The sequence below is a fragment of the Bradyrhizobium sp. SZCCHNR1098 genome (assembly GCF_032489375.1).
Classification (GTDB): domain Bacteria; phylum Pseudomonadota; class Alphaproteobacteria; order Rhizobiales; family Xanthobacteraceae; genus Bradyrhizobium.
In genome coordinates, this window is sequence record NZ_JAUEXY010000015.1 from 71,435 (window position 1) to 88,545 (window position 17,111).

The 17,111-nt window shown below is 64.0% G+C and carries 18 protein-coding genes; 4 read left to right on the forward strand and 14 right to left on the reverse strand.

The features are described 5' to 3' along the window. The first annotated feature begins 34 nt into the window (after positions 1–34). On the forward strand, positions 35–877 hold the full coding sequence (locus QX135_RS27255) for a sulfurtransferase (RefSeq protein ID WP_316182383.1): 843 nt from the start codon (positions 35–37) through the stop codon (positions 875–877). Positions 878–907: 30 nt separating this feature from the next. Then, positions 908–1,225: a hypothetical protein gene (locus QX135_RS27260; protein WP_315740957.1), complete on the forward strand. Its 318-nt coding sequence runs from the start codon at positions 908–910 to the stop codon at positions 1,223–1,225. A gap of 273 nt (positions 1,226–1,498) precedes the next feature. Here QX135_RS27260 and hspQ read toward each other — a convergent pair whose 3' ends face one another. The 10 genes from hspQ to nifH all read right to left on the reverse strand — a co-directional run bounded on the left by hspQ (position 1,499) and on the right by nifH (position 10,589). Continuing rightward, positions 1,499–1,825 carry a heat shock protein HspQ gene (hspQ, locus tag QX135_RS27265; RefSeq protein ID WP_316182386.1) on the reverse strand — a complete coding sequence of 109 codons (327 nt, stop codon included), beginning with the start codon at positions 1,823–1,825 and terminating at the stop codon, positions 1,499–1,501. Positions 1,826–1,844: 19 nt separating this feature from the next. Next, positions 1,845–2,132 carry a ferredoxin III, nif-specific gene (gene fdxB, locus QX135_RS27270; RefSeq protein ID WP_316182388.1) on the reverse strand — a complete coding sequence of 96 codons (288 nt, stop codon included), beginning with the start codon at positions 2,130–2,132 and terminating at the stop codon, positions 1,845–1,847. 21 nt (positions 2,133–2,153) lie between these two features. Continuing rightward, the gene (locus QX135_RS27275; protein ID WP_012045814.1) at positions 2,154–2,354 is read right to left on the reverse strand and encodes a CCE_0567 family metalloprotein; all 201 of its coding nucleotides are present in this window, start codon (positions 2,352–2,354) and stop codon (positions 2,154–2,156) included. 17 nt (positions 2,355–2,371) lie between these two features. Further along, positions 2,372–2,842 (reverse strand): NifX-associated nitrogen fixation protein, encoded by a 471-nt coding sequence (locus tag QX135_RS27280; RefSeq protein WP_315740955.1) that lies wholly within the window; start codon positions 2,840–2,842, stop codon positions 2,372–2,374. A 10-nt stretch (positions 2,843–2,852) separates the two neighbouring features. Next, positions 2,853–3,248 carry a nitrogen fixation protein NifX gene (nifX, locus tag QX135_RS27285; RefSeq protein ID WP_315756230.1) on the reverse strand — a complete coding sequence of 132 codons (396 nt, stop codon included), beginning with the start codon at positions 3,246–3,248 and terminating at the stop codon, positions 2,853–2,855. 25 nt (positions 3,249–3,273) lie between these two features. Further along, the gene (nifN, locus tag QX135_RS27290) at positions 3,274–4,671 is read right to left on the reverse strand and encodes a nitrogenase iron-molybdenum cofactor biosynthesis protein NifN (protein WP_316182391.1); all 1,398 of its coding nucleotides are present in this window, start codon (positions 4,669–4,671) and stop codon (positions 3,274–3,276) included. 10 nt (positions 4,672–4,681) lie between these two features. Next, on the reverse strand, positions 4,682–6,355 hold the full coding sequence (nifE, locus tag QX135_RS27295; RefSeq protein ID WP_315785962.1) for a nitrogenase iron-molybdenum cofactor biosynthesis protein NifE: 1,674 nt from the start codon (positions 6,353–6,355) through the stop codon (positions 4,682–4,684). 127 nt (positions 6,356–6,482) lie between these two features. Continuing rightward, on the reverse strand, positions 6,483–8,042 hold the full coding sequence (nifK, locus tag QX135_RS27300; RefSeq protein WP_315740951.1) for a nitrogenase molybdenum-iron protein subunit beta: 1,560 nt from the start codon (positions 8,040–8,042) through the stop codon (positions 6,483–6,485). A gap of 82 nt (positions 8,043–8,124) precedes the next feature. Further along, entirely contained in the window at positions 8,125–9,627 is a 1,503-nt protein-coding gene (nifD, locus tag QX135_RS27305; RefSeq protein ID WP_315740950.1) for a nitrogenase molybdenum-iron protein alpha chain, read from the reverse strand. A 74-nt stretch (positions 9,628–9,701) separates the two neighbouring features. After that, complete coding sequence (gene nifH, locus QX135_RS27310; RefSeq protein ID WP_316186531.1) at positions 9,702–10,589, reverse strand: nitrogenase iron protein; 888 nt, start codon at positions 10,587–10,589, stop codon at positions 9,702–9,704. 449 nt (positions 10,590–11,038) lie between these two features. Here nifH and QX135_RS27315 point away from each other — a divergent pair, with 449 nt between their 5' ends. Together QX135_RS27315 and QX135_RS27320 are read left to right on the forward strand one after the other, a co-directional pair. Then, complete coding sequence (locus QX135_RS27315) at positions 11,039–11,431, forward strand: response regulator (protein WP_315740948.1); 393 nt, start codon at positions 11,039–11,041, stop codon at positions 11,429–11,431. Between the two features lie 46 nt (positions 11,432–11,477). Then, positions 11,478–11,939 (forward strand): SufE family protein, encoded by a 462-nt coding sequence (locus QX135_RS27320; protein WP_315740947.1) that lies wholly within the window; start codon positions 11,478–11,480, stop codon positions 11,937–11,939. A 264-nt stretch (positions 11,940–12,203) separates the two neighbouring features. Here QX135_RS27320 and QX135_RS27325 read toward each other — a convergent pair whose 3' ends face one another. Genes QX135_RS27325 through sufB form a run of 4 tightly spaced genes read right to left on the reverse strand, consistent with a single transcriptional unit; the run spans position 12,204 to position 17,110 of the window. Then, positions 12,204–13,445 carry a cysteine desulfurase gene (locus tag QX135_RS27325; RefSeq protein WP_315740946.1) on the reverse strand — a complete coding sequence of 414 codons (1,242 nt, stop codon included), beginning with the start codon at positions 13,443–13,445 and terminating at the stop codon, positions 12,204–12,206. A gap of 3 nt (positions 13,446–13,448) precedes the next feature. Continuing rightward, a complete protein-coding gene (gene sufD / locus QX135_RS27330; protein WP_316182394.1) occupies positions 13,449–14,774 on the reverse strand; it encodes a Fe-S cluster assembly protein SufD in 1,326 nt (441 codons plus the stop codon). A gap of 19 nt (positions 14,775–14,793) precedes the next feature. Next, a complete protein-coding gene (sufC, locus tag QX135_RS27335) occupies positions 14,794–15,555 on the reverse strand; it encodes a Fe-S cluster assembly ATPase SufC (RefSeq protein WP_315740944.1) in 762 nt (253 codons plus the stop codon). A 37-nt stretch (positions 15,556–15,592) separates the two neighbouring features. Continuing rightward, the gene (gene sufB, locus QX135_RS27340) at positions 15,593–17,110 is read right to left on the reverse strand and encodes a Fe-S cluster assembly protein SufB (protein ID WP_315740943.1); all 1,518 of its coding nucleotides are present in this window, start codon (positions 17,108–17,110) and stop codon (positions 15,593–15,595) included. Position 17,111 lies beyond the last annotated feature (1 nt).

Genomic DNA, 17,111 nt, shown 5'->3' on the forward strand with positions numbered 1-17,111 from the left:
CTCCTGTTGGTTTAACGACATCGCGAGCGAATGCATGAGCACAGACTTCTCTGACGCCCTGGTCAGCTCCGAATGGCTGGCGCAACATCTCACCGATCCCGCCACCAAGATCCTCGACTGCACCTGGCATCATCCGAGCACCAATCTCGATGGCCGTACGCAATATCGCGGCCGGCATCTGCCGGGCTCGGTGCATTTCGACATCGACCAGGTCGCCGACAAGTCGAGCCCGCTGCCGCACATGCTGCCGTCAGCGGAGGATTTCGCCCACAAGGTCGGGCTGCTCGGCATCAGCAATGCCGACCGCGTCATCGTCTATGACCGCCACTATGGCGGCTCCGCCGCGGGCCGCGTGTGGTGGATGTTCCGCGTGTTCGGGCACGACAACGTCGCCCTGCTCGACGGCGGCTTCGGCAAATGGACCAAGGAGAAGAGGCCGGCCGAGATGACGCCGGTGCGCCCGGTGCCGGCGAGTTTCAGCGCAAGCTTCAGGCCGGAGCTTGTGACCACCTCGGCCGCCGTGCAGAGTGGCGGCGCGCAGCTGGTCGACGCCCGTGGGCCCGGCAAGTTCGATGGCACCCAAGCGGACGTGTTCACGTTCAAGCGCCAGGGCCACATCCCCGGCGCGATCAATCTGCCCTGGGCCGATCTGGTCGACCCGGACACGGGCGTGCTCATGGCGCCCGACGCGCTCGCAGCCCGATTCGCGAGTGCCGGCATCGATCTGGAGAAGCCGATCGTCACCACCTGCGCCTCGGGCATCACGTCATGCATGCTGGCGCTGGCGCTCTATGGGCTGGGACGTCCGGATGTTGCCGTCTACGACGGGTCCTGGGCGGAATGGAGCCAGCTCGACGACACGGCGGTGGCGGCGTGATGTGCACAGACGAATGACGGGAGCACGAGCATGGCAAGAACCCTGGTCAAGACCACGCAGGACGGCCGCAAGGTCGAGGTGATTGGGCTGGCAATCTGTCTCGAAGGCGAGCTCGAGGCGTTCGAGCTGGTCGAAGTCAAGCTGCATCCGAACCGACGCAAGATCTGGGAGGCCGCGCCCGACGCGACCCACATGGCCGGCCGCATCACTTTGACCAAGGACGAGGCCGCGACCGTCGAGGGTGCGTTCGCTGCGGCCCAGGCCGAAATCCTCGCCAACCCCGCCGCGATCAACGAGCGCTTCCGGATCGCCGCGATGTGGAAGGCGCGGGAACAGGGGATCGAGTAGGCATTGATTCGTAGGGTGGGCAAAGCCAGCGGGCGACGCGCAGCGGCGATCGATGGCGTGCCCACCATCTTCGTCCCGCACGCCGAAAAATGGTGGGCACGGCGCATTGGCTGAATCGGCGTGGAAAAACCGCCCAGGCGCCTTTGCCCACCCTACCAATCCATCGCCGTCATCGCGAGCGCAGCGACGCGATCCAGGTCCACGCGAGGACTCTGGATTGCTTCGTCGCCTGCGGCTCCTCGCAATGACGGCCGCTCTCGGCTTTCCAATACGTTATTGAAAAACCCGCCCGCGGTACCGGTAGCTGCCGGCGTCGTCGACATCGAACAGCTCGCCGATATCGGGATGCTTGACCGGCTCACCCGTGACGTCCGCCACCAAGTTCTGCTCCGGAACATAGGCGATGTAGCTGCTGTCGCCGCATTCGGCGAGCAGGTAGTAGAACGGCTGCTCCTTGTCGAGCCTGGTGTCCATGGTGATGGCGCGCCAGCCCTCTTCTTCCGAGAATGACAGGTCGACGTCGAACACGACACCGCGCAGGTCGTAGACGCGGTGCCGGGTCACCTGGCCGATCGTGAACTTTGCCTCCATCCGCACCATGACAGCACGCTCGATGATCTCACGCCGCCGGCGAATGGGTCTGGCAGCTGGTCGGACAGACGCGGGCGCAGGCGCCGCAGCCGATGCAGGCGCCGGTGTCGTGCATGACCATGATCTTCTTCTCGACCTCGTCATCCTCGTCGTCATCGAGCTCGACGAACTCGCCCTCGTCGTTGATGCCCTTCAAGGTCATGACCTCGCGACCGCAGACCTTGTAGCAGCGGCCGCAGCCGATACACTTTCCGGCGTCGATGGCGACCAGATAGTCCGGCCGCCAGTCGCGGCCGTCACGGGTTGAATTGGACATGATGACGGGTCCTATGTAAGCCTACGCGGTCTCGAGCTTCTTCAGCTCGGCCCGCTTCTTCTCCAACTCGGCAAAGGCTTCATGCGCCTTCTGCGCCGTCGGCAGGATCTGGTCCCAGTTGATGGGCAGCTCCTCCGACAAGTCGTGCAGGTTCATCTTGGCATCCATGGCACGTGCCGACAGCTTCTTGATCTCGGCCTTCAGGGTGTCCAGGTCGCTCATTGTCTCCATCCTCGCCGTTAGTAGTTTGCGACGTCCTTGAACTTCTCGATCATCTCAACGCCGGCGTTGACGAACTTGTCGCCCTCGTCGGCCAGCTTGCCGAGGTTGTCGAAGCCGAAGCGGTGCACGTCGCGCAGCTGCTTGTTGACCACGATCAGCCGGCCACCGATCAGCACCATGCGGCCAAAGCCCTCGTGGCTCATCTTCAGCATCGGCGAGATCATCACGCCGGTGGCCTTCTCGATCGACAACGCGACCGCGTTGAAGAACAGTTCGAGCCGCCAGATCGTCTCCGGATCGGGATCGCCGATGATCGGCAGCGCCCGCCGCTTCTCCTTGTCCAGGATGTAGGGCTCGAGCAGGTCGATGTCCTTTTTGCCCTCCCAGGCGCCGTGGGTGTCCTGGGCGCGCCAGACCTTGATGAGTTCCTTGACGAAGGGCCGCTGCTCGGCGGGTACCGTTTCGACTGCTACGGCGGTATCGGACATGTTGGTTTCCTCATTCCTCGAAATCGAGAACGCGTTCCTGGCCCTTGGCGAGCGCCTTGCGCAGCCAGGGCGGTGGCGTGCCAGCCAGAACGGCCTGCAGCTTGCCCAGGAGATCGCTGATCTCCTCGGGCTGATTGACCTTCATCGGATGGATGTTGTTGGCGACGACACGCGCGGCGCCGGAGCCGCCGATCGCGGCGACATAGAGGATCGCACAATCCTTGATTGCCTCAATCTTCGGCGCCAGCTTGTCCTCGTTGCCATCCTCCTTGAGATCGCCGTCGAACTCGACGGTCTCGACGAAGCGATGCCCCGCAGTGTCGACATCGTAGATCGCGATGTTCTTGGCCCAGCCGAAATGGGCGTCGACGCGTTTCAGATCCTGGGTAGCGAATGCGACTTTCATGTCGTCGGTCCTTTCTCCTGAAACGTCAATGCAGTGGCGCCACGACGGCGGAGTCGATCGATGCCTGCTGGACGTCCTTCCACGGATCGAGCCAAGTGTCAGGCGTCGGCTGATGGTTGTCCTCGCGATCGGCGATGATGAGATTGGCCAGCGCGAAGACGAGGTCGCGGGTACCGCGATAGCCGACCGTCAGCAAATGCCCTGCCCCGAGCCGGTCGAACATCGGGAAGCCGATCCGATAGAACGGGATTTTGAGACGCGCCGCAGCCTGGCGGCCATGCGAATGCGTCATCATGAGACCGCAGTCGCGCGCCTTGGCGAGCGTCTCCAGGTCCTCGAGATCGCCGATCAGCACCTCCTCGCACGGCATGCGTTCGAGCACCGGCGACTGGGTCGTGGTGACGGCCACGGCAATTTGCGCACCCATGTCATGCAGCATGCTGGCGACATCGAACAGCAGATCCGGCTCGGCGCCGATCGCAAGCTTGCGGCCGCCGATGTGGAAATGGGCATCCAGCATGGCATCCGCGAGCTGGCCGCGCTGCCGGCGATATTTTGCCGGCACCGGACGCCCCGAGATATCGCTCAGGAACGTCATGAACTCGTCGTTCGGCAACAGCCCGCAGAGCCGCTCGAACAGCCGGTACGGCACGCCGGTCCTGGCCTGCATCGCCTCCGCCGCGCGCTTCATCTGCGCGCCGATCGCAATCGTCCAGGCCGCGCTGCCCATGGTCGCGATCTCTTCGAGCCCGATGCCGCCGATCGTGGTCGGCGTGAACTCGTCGGGAATGTGGCCATCCAGCGAGCCACCGATATCCGGCAAGAACGACGGCTCCAGGCCGAAATCCTCGAAGATCGTCCTGAGCTCCTCGATGTCGCCCGGCGTCAAATGGCAGCCCGGCAGCACGTTGACGCGGGCCGGATCGCGCCGCGTCGAGGTCGGCTTGTCGACCAGCACCTCGACCATCTTGGCGACTGTCTTGTCCCAGCCATCCTGGAACGCATCCTTGAAATCGGGCGTCGAGACGTAGACCAGTGGATAATTGGCCAGTTCCGGATGCTTCTCGCGGATCAGCCTGATGTAGCCGTCGACATCGTCGCCCTTGGTCTCGGTGACCCCGGTCGAGCAGATGCCGATGATCTCCGGCTTCTGTCTCTTATGAATGTTGAGGATCGCCTGCTCGACATTCTCATAGCCGCCGAGCACGGTGGCGACCTCGCTCATCGCCGTCGTCTGCATCGGCACCGCTTCCTTGAAGTGGCGCACGAACAGCGTCAGCCCGAACGAGGTGCAGCCCTGCGAGCCGTGCAGCAGCGGCATCGCCCCGCGCAGGCCGAGGAAGGCGAACGAGCCGCCGATCGGCTGGCTCATCTTGAGGGGATTGACCGCGCAGGCCTTCTTTCCAATGGTGACCTTGGCCATGTGCGCCGCCCTATTCCGCCGCCTGCAGCAGTTCGGCCGGCGCCTTTTGTGCCGCCAGGATGTCCTCGACCCGGCCGGCGCATGCCCCGCAACCGCCGGAGGCGTTGGTGTGAGTGCGGACGCCGGCGACGTCGCTCAGACCATGAGTCTTGATGGCGTCCTCGATGGTGCCGAGATCGACCGACTTGCAGTGGCAGATCTTCTTGGCGCGGCGCGCGGCTTCCGCGGCAACCGGATCGGCGGCGAGCGCCGCGGCTTCCGCATTGGCCTGCGCGATCGCCCTCGCCTGCCAATTATTGTTGGCGGTCTCCCACGGCGCGCGCTTGCGCAGCTGCTCCCACATCGGGTTGTAGATCGCCTTGTCGATCTCCGCGACCAGCTTGACCATGCCGATATAGCCCATGAAGGCGTGCGAACGCTCCTGGTTGATGTCGAGCCAGGGCATCGCAGCCTTCAGCGCCACGAACTGCGACTTGCCGCCGGACAGCATGATGTCGGCCTTGGCGTCCTTGAGCATCTTGTACATATCGCGCGGCGCCATATCGTCGATCATGTGAGCGTCCTGGCCCATCAGCTCCTTGATGCGCTCCTTGTCCTCCTTGGTGGACTTCTTCACCGAGGTGCCGACCAGCTCCATGCCGGCCTCCTGCAGCGCCGCGACCACCGACCACGACTTCACGCCGCCGGTGATCAAGAGCACCTTCTTGCCCGTCAGCCGCTGCTTGAACGGCTCGATCGCGGCCCACGCCTTGGCCTCCTCACGGGCGATGACGGCCTCGGTGCGATCCAGCAGATCGGCCGGCGCGCCGCGCTCGACCAGCAGGCGCGCGATCTCGCGCAGCGAGTCCGAGGAGTCCTGGATGCCGTAGAACGAGCCCTCGAAGAACGGGATGCCGTAGCGCTCCTCCATCTTGCGGGCGACGTTGATCATCGCCTTGGAACACACCATCATCGCCGCACGGGCGCGATGCGACGACGCCACATCCTTGTAGCGGCCGTCGCCGGAGATGCAGGCGGAGATGCGAATGCCGAGCTCGTCGAACAGCGGCTTCACCTGCCAGAGCTCGCCGGACAGATTGTATTCACCGATGATGTTGAGATCGTAGGGCGTCGTGACCTCCGGCTCTACGGTGCCGATGACGTGGTCGAGCAGTGCCTCGCCGGCGAGCTTGTTGCCGAGGTTCTTCGGGCCGACGAAGCCGGGCGAATTGACGGGAATGCAGGGCTTGCCGAACTTCGCCGAGGCCGCCTTGCAGACCGCGTTGATGTCATCGCCGGTCATGGCCGGCACGCAGGTCTGGTAGACGAAGACCGCCGGCGGATCGTATTTCTCGATGATTTCCTTGATCGCCTTGTACAGCCGCTTCTCGCCGCCGAACACGACGTCGGTCTCGTTGATGTCGGTGGTGAAACCAGTGCGCCAGATCGAAGCGCCCGAGGAGGCGGCGCCACGGTTGTCCCAGGAATTTCCTTCGCAGGCGATCGGTCCGTGCACGAGATGCGCGACGTCGGTCAGCGGCTGCAATGCGACCTTGGCGCCGTCGAAGGCGCAGCCACCGGCCGCGCCGCCCGGCTGCAGCTGCTTGGTGCAACCCTTCTTGCGCTCGGCCTCGGACTTGTTGGCGTTCTTGCCGCAACCCGGCTCGTTGAAGACGTTCTGGATCGTGGCCGAAAGCGAGCTCATTGGCTTCTCCTGTTGACGACCGATTGCGCGTCTTTCGAAAGACAAGGCTCAGGCACGACATGCCTCCCCTTGAGCCCCGCTCCCAACATCGAAACGCGGCGACCCCGAAAGGCCGCCGCGCCGTCACTCAGCGGATGATATCGAAGCTGTAGTCCGACTTGGCCGGCACGTTGGTGTTGCGGTCGATCTCGTCGAAGATCTTGTCGAGGATCGTGACCAGCACGTTCAGGCCGCCTTGATAACCCCACACCGGATAGCGGTGCTTGTGGTGGCGATCGAAGATCGGGAAGCCGATGCGGATCAGCGGGGTGCCGGTGTCGCGCTCCAGATACTTGCCGTAGGTGTTGCCGATCAGAAAGTCGACCGGCTCGGTGAACAGCAGCGAGCGCATGTGCCACAGATCCTTGCCGGGATACACGTGGCAGTTCTTGCCGAACGGCGAGCTATCGAACACGGCCTGCACCTTCTCGGCCCACTCCTTGTTGCCGTTGGTGGCGAGCACGTGGGTCGGCTCGGCGCCGAGCTCGAGCAGGAACGCGGCGAGGCCGAGGCAGAGATCCGGGTCGCCGTAGATCGCGAACTTCTTGCCATGGATGTGCGCGCTGGAGTCGGCGATCGCGTCGACCAGGCGGCCGCGCTCGAGGGCGATCGATTCCGGGATCTCCTTGCCGGTGATGCGCGACAGCGCCATCACGAAGGCATCGGTGCCGGTGACGCCGACCGGATGGTGGAACGAGACCACTTCCTGGCCGTGGTTCTTGATCAGCGGCAGGGTCTTCTCGGTGCAATAGTGCTGCATCGAGATGGTCGCCTTGGCGTGGACGGCGTTGGCCGCGTCCTCCAAGGTCGTGCCGCCATCATACATGCGGAACTCGCCGTCGGTCGGGGTGTCGAACACGTTCGAGTTGTCGCCGAGGATCGTGTATTCGATCCCCATTTCCTCGAAGATGTGCTTGACCTCGCGGATGTTGCCGACGGTGTAGCCGTCGAAGCCGCCGATGAAGTTGATCTTCTCGTTCGGAACGCGCTCGAGCTTCGGCGCGGTGCCGGCCTTGCCGTCCCAGAAATGCTCGAGAATGCCCTTCATGGCGTTGTCGTAGCCGGTGACATGGCTGCCGACGAAGGCGGGGGTGTGGGCGAAGGGCACGTCGAACTCGGCCGGAACCGAGCCCTTTTCCTTCGAGGTCTTGATGAAGGCGTTGAGGTCGTCACCAATGACTTCCGCCATGCAGGTGGTGGAGACCGCGATCATCGACGGCTTGTACATGTTGTAGGCGTTGGCGAGGCCGTCGATCATGTTGTTGAGGCCGCCGAACACCGCTGCGTCCTCGGTCATCGACGACGACACGCAGGAGCTTGGCTCCTTGAAGTGGCGCGACAGATGGCTGCGGTAGTAAGCTACGCAACCCTGCGAGCCGTGCACGAACGGCAGCGTCTTCTCGAAGCCGACGGCGACGAACACGGCGCCGAGCGGCTGGCAGGCCTTGGCCGGATTGACGGTCAGCGCCTCACGGGCAAAATTCTTCTCGCGATATTCGGGCGTCTTGGCCCATTCGCGGATGCGCTCGACCTCGGCGGGATCGCGCGGATTCTCGAACATCTTCTTCTTGTTCGCCAGCATCTGCTGGTATTCCGGACCACGGAAAAGCTCGAAGTGATCGAGCACATGTTCGGCACTCTGCGTCATGGGATAACCCTCTCTATTTTCCTGTGTCGATCAGGGAGCGCTGGCTCTCCGCCGAAGGAGAGCCAGGCCGTGGGTGGTGGTGTTACTCGGCAGCCTGGAGCAACGGCTTGGGCACCTGCTTCCAGGGCGCCTTTGCCATCTTCCAGACCGGCGAGTTGATGGCCATGTCCATGTCGCGGGCGAAGATCGCAAACCCGTCGTAGCCATGGTAGGGACCCGAGTAGTCCCAGGAGTGCATCTGGCGGAACGGCACGCCCATCTTCTGGAACACGTACTTTTCCTTGATGCCCGAGCCGACCAGGTCCGGCTGGACCTTCTCGACGAACTTCTCGAACTCGTAGCCGGTCACGTCGTCATAGATCAGCGTGCCATCCTTGACGTAGTGCTGGGCGGTGCGCTGATAGTCGTCGTTGTGGCCGAACTCGTAGCCGGTGCCGACGACCTCCATGCCGAGGTCTTCATAGGCGCCGATCACGTGGCGCGGACGCAGACCGCCGACGAACAGCATCACAGTCTTGCCTTCGAGGCGCGGCCGGTACTTGGCGATCACGGCGTCCATCAGGGGCTGGTACTTCGCGATGACGCGCTCGGCACCCTCCTTGATCTTGTCGTCGAAATAGCTGGCGATCTTGCGCAGCGATTCGGCGATCTTGCTCGGCCCGAAGAAATTGTATTCGCACCACGGAATATTGTACTTCTCTTCCATGTGACGCGAGATGTAGTTCATCGAGCGGTAGCAGTGCAGCACGTTCAGCTTCGCCTTCGGCGTCGCCTCGAGCTCGGCCAGCGAGCCGTCGCCCGACCACTGGGCAATCACGCGCAGACCCATCTCCTCGAGCAGGATGCGCGACGACCAGGCGTCGCCACCGATGTTGTAGTCGCCGATGATCGCAACGTCGTAGTCCGACGGCTCGAAGCGCGGCGCAGCGTCGGCCGGGATCTTGTCGAACACCCAGTCCCGGATCGCGTCGTTGGCGATGTGGTGGCCGAGCGACTGCGACACGCCGCGGAAGCCTTCGCAGCGGACGGGAACGATGGTCTTGCCGTCATACTCCTTCGACTTGACCTTGGAGACCGCCTCGATGTCGTCGCCGATCAGGCCGATCGGGCATTCCGACTGCACGGTGATGCCGTTGTTCAGCGGAAACAGCTCCTGGATCTCGTCCATGATCTTGGCGAGCTTCTTGTCGCCGCCGAACACGATGTCCTTCTCCTGGAAGTCGGAGGTGAACTGCATCGTCACGAAGGTGTCGATGCCGGTCGTGCCGATGTAGTAGTTGCGGCGCGCCGCCCAGGAGTACTGGCCGCAGCCGACCGGGCCGTGGCTGATGTGAATCATGTCCTTGATCGGGCCCCACACCACGCCCTTGGAGCCGGCGTAGGCGCAGCCGCGAATGGTCATGACGCCGGGGATCGACTTGATGTTCGACTTGACGCCGCAGTCGGACTTGCCGTTCTCGTGCACGTTGAGGTGCTTGGCGCGACGCTTGGCAGTCTTCTCCGGATAGACCTTCAAGACCTCGGCGATCAGTTCCTTGTTGCGTGCCTTGATCTCGGCCACGCTTTGTTTCTCGATGACGCTCATCTGGCTTTTCCTCGATGATCGGTTGCGGGGGTCATCCGGCCCTTAGAGATCATGGGCCGGATGACCGGTGGCGGTTACGCCGTGGCGGCGAGCTCGGAGGCGGTCTTGCCGATCTGGCTCTCGTCGACCGCCTTCATGATGCCGTGCTCCATCAGCATGTCCTCGAGCTCGTCCATCGTGATCGGGGTCGGGATGATGCCCTTGCCGCCGTTGGCGTGGATCTTCTGCGCCAGCGAGCGGTAGTGGCCGGCCTGGACCGAATCCGGCGCATATTCCAGCACCGTCATGCGGCGCAGCTCGGCGTGCTGCACGATGTTGTCGCGCGGCACGAAGTAGATAAGCTTGGTGCCGAGCTTCTTGGCCAGCGCTTCCGCCAGCTCCAGCTCCTTGTCGGTCTGACGCTCGTTGCAGACCAGGCCGCCCAGGCGCACGCCGCCGGAGTTGGCATACTTCAGAATGCCCTTGGAGATGTTGTTGGCGGCATACATCGCCATCATCTCGCCGGACATCACGATGTAGATCTCCTGCGCCTTGTTCTCGCGGATCGGCATCGCGAAGCCGCCGCAGACCACGTCGCCGAGCACGTCGTAGGACACGTAGTCGATGTCCTCATAGGCGCCGTTCTCTTCCAGGAAGTTGATCGATGTGATGACGCCGCGGCCGGCGCAACCGACGCCCGGCTCCGGACCACCGGACTCGACGCAACGGATGTCGCGATAGCCGACCTTCATGACCTCCTCGATCTCGAGGTCCTCGACGCTGCCGGCGGCAGCGGCCAGGCTCAGGATGGTGTCCTGCGCCTTGGCGTGCAGGATCAGGCGGGTCGAATCCGCTTTCGGATCGCAGCCGACGATCAGGATCCGGTGGCCCATCTCGGCGAGTGCCGCGAGGGTGTTTTGTGACGTCGTCGACTTGCCGATGCCGCCTTTGCCGTAGAATGCGATTTGTCGCAGCGCTGCCATGATGCTCTCCATCAACCGATTGCCAATGTCTCGCATGCACCTTGCATCGCGAGACCGCGTCCTCTCTCCAGAACCGGCAGACGGGTTATTGGGAAGGAGAGCATCGCTCGTCCGAAGCGTCGGCGTGCACTCAGCCCTCAACCTTTGCCTGAGCCCAGTTTTGCAACGGCTGTGCCAGAGCTTTGGAATCGTTAAAAAGGCCATGTTTTGAAAGAGATGCGGCCAAGCTCGGCGCTAGGATGTACTTGTTGCAAATCCGACATCGGGGGTTTTCACCCGACGCTCCCGCGCCGTGCTGTCCGAAACGACACATGCCGCCGCGGCTCCGAGCGGCGCTTCCGTAGAGAACACCGGGGAGCGCTCGCGTGAGGCCGGCCAGGAGCGGCGGTACGGAGTTTGCTTGATGTAGATCAAACCCGCTTTCGAACGGGCCAGCAGGAGTACTATTGATGGCGAGCAAGACGCGCGTCTTTGTCATTGAAGCCGATCAGGTGATCCGCTCGGCGCTCGGCTACATTCTCAGTGAGCGTCACGAGACCTTCACCTTCGCGGAGACCGCCGACGCATTGACCAAGGCCGCACGGACCACGCCCCATGCCGTCCTCATCGGGATGAGCATCCTGGAGGACGACGGCGCCGAGACGGTCGGCATGCTCGCCAGGACGATGCATCAGGCCGGCATCATCGTGGTCGCAGGATCGACCAAGTCGCCGCTCGCGCTGGCCGGCCTGCGGCAGGGCGCGGAAGCCATCATCGCCAAGCCGATCACCTTCGACGGCGTCACGCACGCGGTCGATTCCGTGCTGGCGCGGCGCGGTAGCGAGCCGGGCCTGACGGCATAGCTGGCCCTGGTATCCACGGAGATCAGCCGATGACGAGGAGGGGATGATGTTGAAGATGACCCAGACCGCGACGCCGGGGGCACCGGACATCGAGGACATCGTCGAGAATTTCGCGCTGCTCGACGACTGGGACGACCGCTACCGTTACGTGATCGAGTTGGGCCGCGGCCTGCCGCCGCTACCCGATACCGACCGCAATGATGGCAACAAGGTGCAGGGCTGCACCAGCCAGGTCTGGCTTGCAACCACGGTGCGGCACGACGCCGCAGTGCCGGCGCTCGACTTCATCGGCGACAGTGACGCCCACATCGTCCGCGGCCTGGTCGCGATCCTGCTCGCGATGGTGTCCGGCCGCACCGCATCCGAGATCTTGGCCGCCGATCCGATCGCGCTGTTCGAGAAACTCGGCCTGCGCGAGCATTTGACCCCGCAGCGCTCCAACGGCTTCCGCTCGATGGTGAGCCGCATCAGAGCCGACGCCCAGGCGGCGCTGGCGGCGGCGGCGTAGGTTTGGTTGTTTGATTGCTGCTTTGACTGATCGCGCGTATCGCGGCGAACTCGGTGCACCCTCTCCCCTTGTGGGAGAGGGGGGAGGCCGAAGGCAGCCGGGTGAGGGGTCTCTCGGCGCACCCAGAAGGTCATGGCTCGCGGAGACGACCTCTCACCCGAGCGATTCCAGGGCTGGTAGCGGTGCTGCCCTCTCCCACAAGGGGAGAGGGCGCATCAACGAGCAGCGCTTCTTCGCGATCACTGCGTGTAGGAAAAGGCGCCTCTACGAAAAGAATTCCTGCGCCTTCTTCAGCGCCCGCACCAGCACGTCGACCTCTTCCCGCGTGTTGTACATCGCGAACGACGCCCGGCACGTCGCTGTGACGCCGAAGCGCTCCAGCAGCGGCATGGCGCAATGGGTGCCGGCGCGGACCGCGACGCCGGAGCGGTCGATGACGGTGGCGAAGTCGTGGGCGTGGGCGCCCTGCATCTCGAACGAGACGATCGCCCCCTTGTCGGCGGCATTGCCGATGATGCGCAGCGAGTTGATCTCGCGCAACTGCTCGGTCGCATAGGCGACGAGATCATGCTCATGCGCGGCGATGCGCTGCTTGCCGATGGAGGCGACGTAGTCGATCGCTGCCCCCAGCCCAGCGGCTTCCACGATCGGCGGCGTACCGGCCTCGAAGCGATGCGGCGGGTCGCCATAGGTGACCCAGTCCCGCGAGACCTCGCGGATCATCTCGCCGCCGCCGTTGAACGGCGGCATCGCGGCTAAGAGCTCGCGCTTGCCGTAGAGCGCGCCGATGCCGGTCGGGCCGTAGATCTTGTGCCCGGTGATGCAATAGAAATCCGCATCGAGATCGCGGACGTCGACCTCCATGTGCACGGCGGCCTGCGAGCCGTCGATCAGCACCGGGATGCCGCGCGCATGCGCGATGCGGATGACCTCCTTGACCGGGACGACCGTGCCGAGCACGTTCGACATCTGCGTCATCGCTACCATCTTGGTGCGCGGCGTCAGCAGCTTTTCGAATTCGTCGAGCAGGAAATTGCCGTCGTCGTCGACAGGAGCCCATTTGAGCACCGCGCCCTGGCGCTCCCGGAGGAAATGCCAGGGGATGATGTTGGCGTGGTGCTCCATGATCGAGAGCACGATCTCATCGCCCGGCCCGATCCGCTCGCGGCCGAAGGTCTGCGCGACCAGGTTCACGGCTTCCGTGGCGCCGCGCGTGAAGATGATCTGCTCAGGGCTTTCGGCATTCAGGAACGACGCCACCTTGGCGCGGGCGCCCTCATAGGCCTCGGTGGCGGCGTTGGCGAGATAATGCAGCCCCCGATGCACGTTGGCGTATTCGGACGTATAGACCTGGTTCATCCGGTCCAGTACGGCCTGCGGCTTCTGCGCCGAGGCGGCGTTGTCGAGATAGACCAGCGGCTTGCCGTGCACCTGCATGCCGAGGATCGGAAAGTCCGCACGGATGCGGCCAACGTCATAGCCGCTTCCGTTCACCGCTGCATGCATCACCTACTCCCGTTGTCCGAGCCAGCCCAGCATCGCTTCGGTCAACGCCGCCCGCACGCTCTCATCGGCGGCGCCTTCGATGATCTCGCCAACGAAGGCCTGGATCAGCAACGCCTTGGCTTCCTTGGGCGGAATGCCGCGCGCCATCAGATAGAACAGCAGCTCGTCGTCGATTGCGCCGGTCGTGGTGCCGTGGCCGCACTGCACGTCGTCGGCGAAGATCTCGAGCTCCGGCTTGCTGTCGGCCTCGGCCTCGTCGGACAATAGCAGCGCCCGCGACATCATCTTGGCGTCGGTCTTCTGCGCGCCGGGACTGACCGTGATCTTGCCCTGGAAAACCGCGCGAGCGGTGTCGCCGACGACGGCCTTGAAGGTCTCGCGGCTCTGGCAGTTCTCGGCTGCATGCTCGATCGCCAAGGTCGTGTCGGCATGCTGGGCGCCTGACAGCAGCGATCCGCCGCGGATGTCGGCTACGGTGCCCTCGCCCGCGATGTGCACGAACAGCTGGTTGCGCACCATGCTGCCGCCGGCGACGAAGCCGAGCTGATTGAAGGTCGCACGCGCGCCGATATTGGCGAGCAGCGAGGAGATGTGCAGCGCGCTGTTGCCCTCCCGGGTCACCTTGACATGGTCGATCCGCGCCTCGTCGCCGACGACGAGCTGCATCGCGGTGTTGACTTGATATTCGCTTCCGTCGGGCCCCTGATGCGACTCGACGATGGTGGCGCTGGCCCCAGTTCCGATATTGACCAGCGACCGCGTGTACATCGAGGTTGCGACCCAATTGGTCGTGACGAACGCGACGTGGATTGGCCGGCTCAGTGCCGTGCCCGGCGCGACCAGGATCACGACGCCATTGGCAGCCAGCGCGGTGTTGAGCGCCAACGCCGGATCGTCGTCAGGCACGACGGGGCCGAGACGCTGCGACAGCAGCGGCTTGTCGGCGGCGAGCGCGTCGGCCATCGGCTGGATGGTGAGGCCCGGCTCGAGATCGGCGAGGTCGGACAGCTCGGGCACGAAGGCACCGTCAACGATCATCAGCTTGCGGAAGCCAGCGCCCGCGAACAAGTCGCTCGCCTCGCGCGCCTTGGTTTTTGCCGCGTCGTCGGGCAGCGAGGCCAGCCGCTTGGCTTCCTTCATCTGCGTGCGCAAATCGGTATAGCGCCAGGCCTCGACGCGCCGGTGCGGCAGGCCGACCGCATTGAAACGGTCGAATGCGGCGGCGCGCACCGCGGTGATCTCCTCGCCGCCCGGCAGATAGCGGCGGGCGCCCTGATACAGATCGGCCAGTCCGAGTTCGGCCTTGGTCTTGCGGATCACGACGCCCATGTTCGTCCTCCCCGGCGCCTTACGCCGCTTCGCTCTGGTACTGGGCGTAGCCGGTCGCCTCGAGCTCGCGCGCGAGGTCTTTGCCGCCGGTGCGGACGATGCGGCCCGCCGCGAACACATGGACGATGTCAGGCACGATGTAGTCGAGGAGCCGCTGGTAGTGGGTGATTACGATCATGCCGCGCTCGGCGGAGCGCAGCGCGTTGACACCGTTGGCGACCACCTTCAGCGCATCGATGTCGAGGCCGGAATCGGTCTCGTCGAGGACGCAGAGCGACGGCTGCAGCAGCGCCATCTGCAGGGTCTCGTTGCGCTTCTTCTCGCCGCCGGAGAAGCCGACATTGAGCGGCCGCTTCAGCATGTCGGCATCGATGTTCAGCGTCTTGGCGATCTCGCGCACCCGCTTGATCAGGTCCGGCGAGGACAGCTCCTCCTCGCCGCGCGCCTTGCGCTGGGCGTTGAAGGCGGCCCGCAGGAAGGTGAGCGTCGCGACGCCGGGGATCTCCAACGGATATTGGAACGCGAGGAACACGCCCTTGGCGGCGCGCTCGTCGGCGGACATCGCCAAGAGGTCCTCGCCATTGAGATAGACCTCGCCGGCCGTGACCTCGTAGCCGGGCTTGCCGGCGAGCACATAGGACAGCGTCGACTTGCCGGCGCCGTTCGGGCCCATGATGGCGTGGATCTCGCCCTTGTTCACGGTCAGGTCCAGGCCCTGGATGATCTTCCGTCCGCCTGCGATCTCGGCATGGAGCCCCTTGATTTCGAGCAAGGCCGTCATCGAACACTCCTTCTGATGCTGTCGCGGCGCGACGCCGTCATCCAACCGATCCTTCGAGGCTGATCGAGATCAGCTTCTGCGCCTCGACCGCGAACTCCATCGGCAATTGCTGCAGCACGTCCTTGACGAAGCCGTTGACGACGAGGCCGACCGCTTCCTCCTGGGAGAGCCCGCGCTGGATGCAGTAGAACAGCACGTCCTCGGAGATCTTCGACGTCGTGGCCTCGTGCTCGAACACCGCGGAGGAGTTCTTGGCCTCGATGTAGGGCACGGTGTGCGCGCCGCATTTGTCGCCGATCAAGAGCGAGTCGCAGGCGGTGAAGTTGCGCGCGCCGGAGGCCTTGCGATGGGCGCTGACCAGGCCGCGATAGGTGTTCTGCGACTTGCCGGCGGCAATGCCCTTGGAGATGATCCGGCTCGACGTGTTCTTGCCGAGATGGATCATCTTGGTGCCCGAGTCGACCTGCTGGAAGCCGTTCGAGATCGCGATCGAATAGAACTCGCCGCTGGAATTGTCGCCGCGCAGGATGCAGCTCGGATATTTCCAGGTGATCGCCGATCCCGTCTCGACCTGGGTCCAGGAGATCTTCGAATTTGTGCCGCGGCAGTCACCACGCTTGGTGACGAAATTATAGATGCCGCCGACGCCTTCGGAATTGCCGGGATACCAGTTCTGCACCGTCGAATATTTGATCTCGGCATCATCCAGCGCGACCAGCTCGACCACGGCGGCATGCAGCTGGTTCTCGTCGCGCTGCGGGGCCGTGCAGCCTTCGAGATAGGAGACGTAGGCGCCCTTGTCGGCGATGATCAGGGTGCGCTCGAACTGGCCGGTGTTGCGCTCGTTGATGCGGAAGTAGGTCGACAGCTCCATCGGGCAGCGCACGCCCGGCGGGATGTAGACGAACGAGCCGTCGGAAAACACCGCCGAATTCAGCGTCGCGAAATAGTTGTCGGTGGTGGGCACCACCGTGCCAAGATATTTTTGGACGAGGTCGGGATGCTCGCGCAGCGCTTCGGAGATCGGCATGAAGATCACGCCGGCCTTCTTCAGTTCCTCCTTGAACGTCGTCGCCACCGACACCGAGTCGAACACGGCATCGACGGCGATCTTGCTGCGCGGCGCCGCGGCCTCGCCGTCGACATCCGCTTCCGCCGCCGCAGGCCGCTCGACGCCTTCGAGGATCTCGACCTCGCGCAGGGGAATGCCGAGCTTCTCGTAAGTCTTCAGGATCTCCGGATCGATCTCGTCGAGCGAGGCGACCTTCTTCTTCGGCTTCGGTGCCGCGTAGTAATAGAGGTCTTGATAGTCGATCTTCGGGTATCCGACGCGCGCCCAGGTCGGCTCGGTCATCGTCAGCCAGCGGCGGTACGCCTCCAGCCGCCATTCGAGCATCCAGGCCGGCTCGTTCTTCTTGGCCGAGATGAAGCGGATCGTGTCTTCCGACAGCCCCTTCGGAGCCTTCTCGGACTCGATGACGGTCTCGAATCCGTAGCGATATTGATCGACGTCGATGCCCTTGACCCGATCAATGGTCTCCTGAACCGCTGCCATC

What these genes read in the sequence shown, in the direction of transcription:
- sufB (WP_315740943.1), bottom strand. Translation starts at nt 17,110, where the DNA reads ATGGCAGCGGTTCAGGAGACCATTGATCGGGTCAAGGGCATCGACGTC.
- nifX (WP_315756230.1), bottom strand. Translation starts at nt 3,248, where the DNA reads ATGAAAGTCGCATTCGCTACCCAGGATCTGAAACGCGTCGACGCCCAT.
- QX135_RS27255 (WP_316182383.1), top strand. Translation starts at nt 35, where the DNA reads ATGAGCACAGACTTCTCTGACGCCCTGGTCAGCTCCGAATGGCTGGCG.
- nifK (WP_315740951.1), bottom strand. Translation starts at nt 8,042, where the DNA reads ATGACGCAGAGTGCCGAACATGTGCTCGATCACTTCGAGCTTTTCCGT.
- QX135_RS27315 (WP_315740948.1), top strand. Translation starts at nt 11,039, where the DNA reads ATGGCGAGCAAGACGCGCGTCTTTGTCATTGAAGCCGATCAGGTGATC.
- nifE (WP_315785962.1), bottom strand. Translation starts at nt 6,355, where the DNA reads ATGAGCTCGCTTTCGGCCACGATCCAGAACGTCTTCAACGAGCCGGGT.
- fdxB (WP_316182388.1), bottom strand. Translation starts at nt 2,132, where the DNA reads ATGTCCAATTCAACCCGTGACGGCCGCGACTGGCGGCCGGACTATCTG.
- QX135_RS27320 (WP_315740947.1), top strand. Translation starts at nt 11,478, where the DNA reads ATGTTGAAGATGACCCAGACCGCGACGCCGGGGGCACCGGACATCGAG.
- QX135_RS27260 (WP_315740957.1), top strand. Translation starts at nt 908, where the DNA reads ATGGCAAGAACCCTGGTCAAGACCACGCAGGACGGCCGCAAGGTCGAG.
- QX135_RS27275 (WP_012045814.1), bottom strand. Translation starts at nt 2,354, where the DNA reads ATGAGCGACCTGGACACCCTGAAGGCCGAGATCAAGAAGCTGTCGGCA.
- QX135_RS27280 (WP_315740955.1), bottom strand. Translation starts at nt 2,842, where the DNA reads ATGTCCGATACCGCCGTAGCAGTCGAAACGGTACCCGCCGAGCAGCGG.
- sufD (WP_316182394.1), bottom strand. Translation starts at nt 14,774, where the DNA reads ATGGGCGTCGTGATCCGCAAGACCAAGGCCGAACTCGGACTGGCCGAT.
- hspQ (WP_316182386.1), bottom strand. Translation starts at nt 1,825, where the DNA reads ATGGTGCGGATGGAGGCAAAGTTCACGATCGGCCAGGTGACCCGGCAC.
- sufC (WP_315740944.1), bottom strand. Translation starts at nt 15,555, where the DNA reads ATGACGGCCTTGCTCGAAATCAAGGGGCTCCATGCCGAGATCGCAGGC.
- nifH (WP_316186531.1), bottom strand. Translation starts at nt 10,589, where the DNA reads ATGGCAGCGCTGCGACAAATCGCATTCTACGGCAAAGGCGGCATCGGC.
- nifD (WP_315740950.1), bottom strand. Translation starts at nt 9,627, where the DNA reads ATGAGCGTCATCGAGAAACAAAGCGTGGCCGAGATCAAGGCACGCAAC.
- QX135_RS27325 (WP_315740946.1), bottom strand. Translation starts at nt 13,445, where the DNA reads ATGCATGCAGCGGTGAACGGAAGCGGCTATGACGTTGGCCGCATCCGT.
- nifN (WP_316182391.1), bottom strand. Translation starts at nt 4,671, where the DNA reads ATGGCCAAGGTCACCATTGGAAAGAAGGCCTGCGCGGTCAATCCCCTC.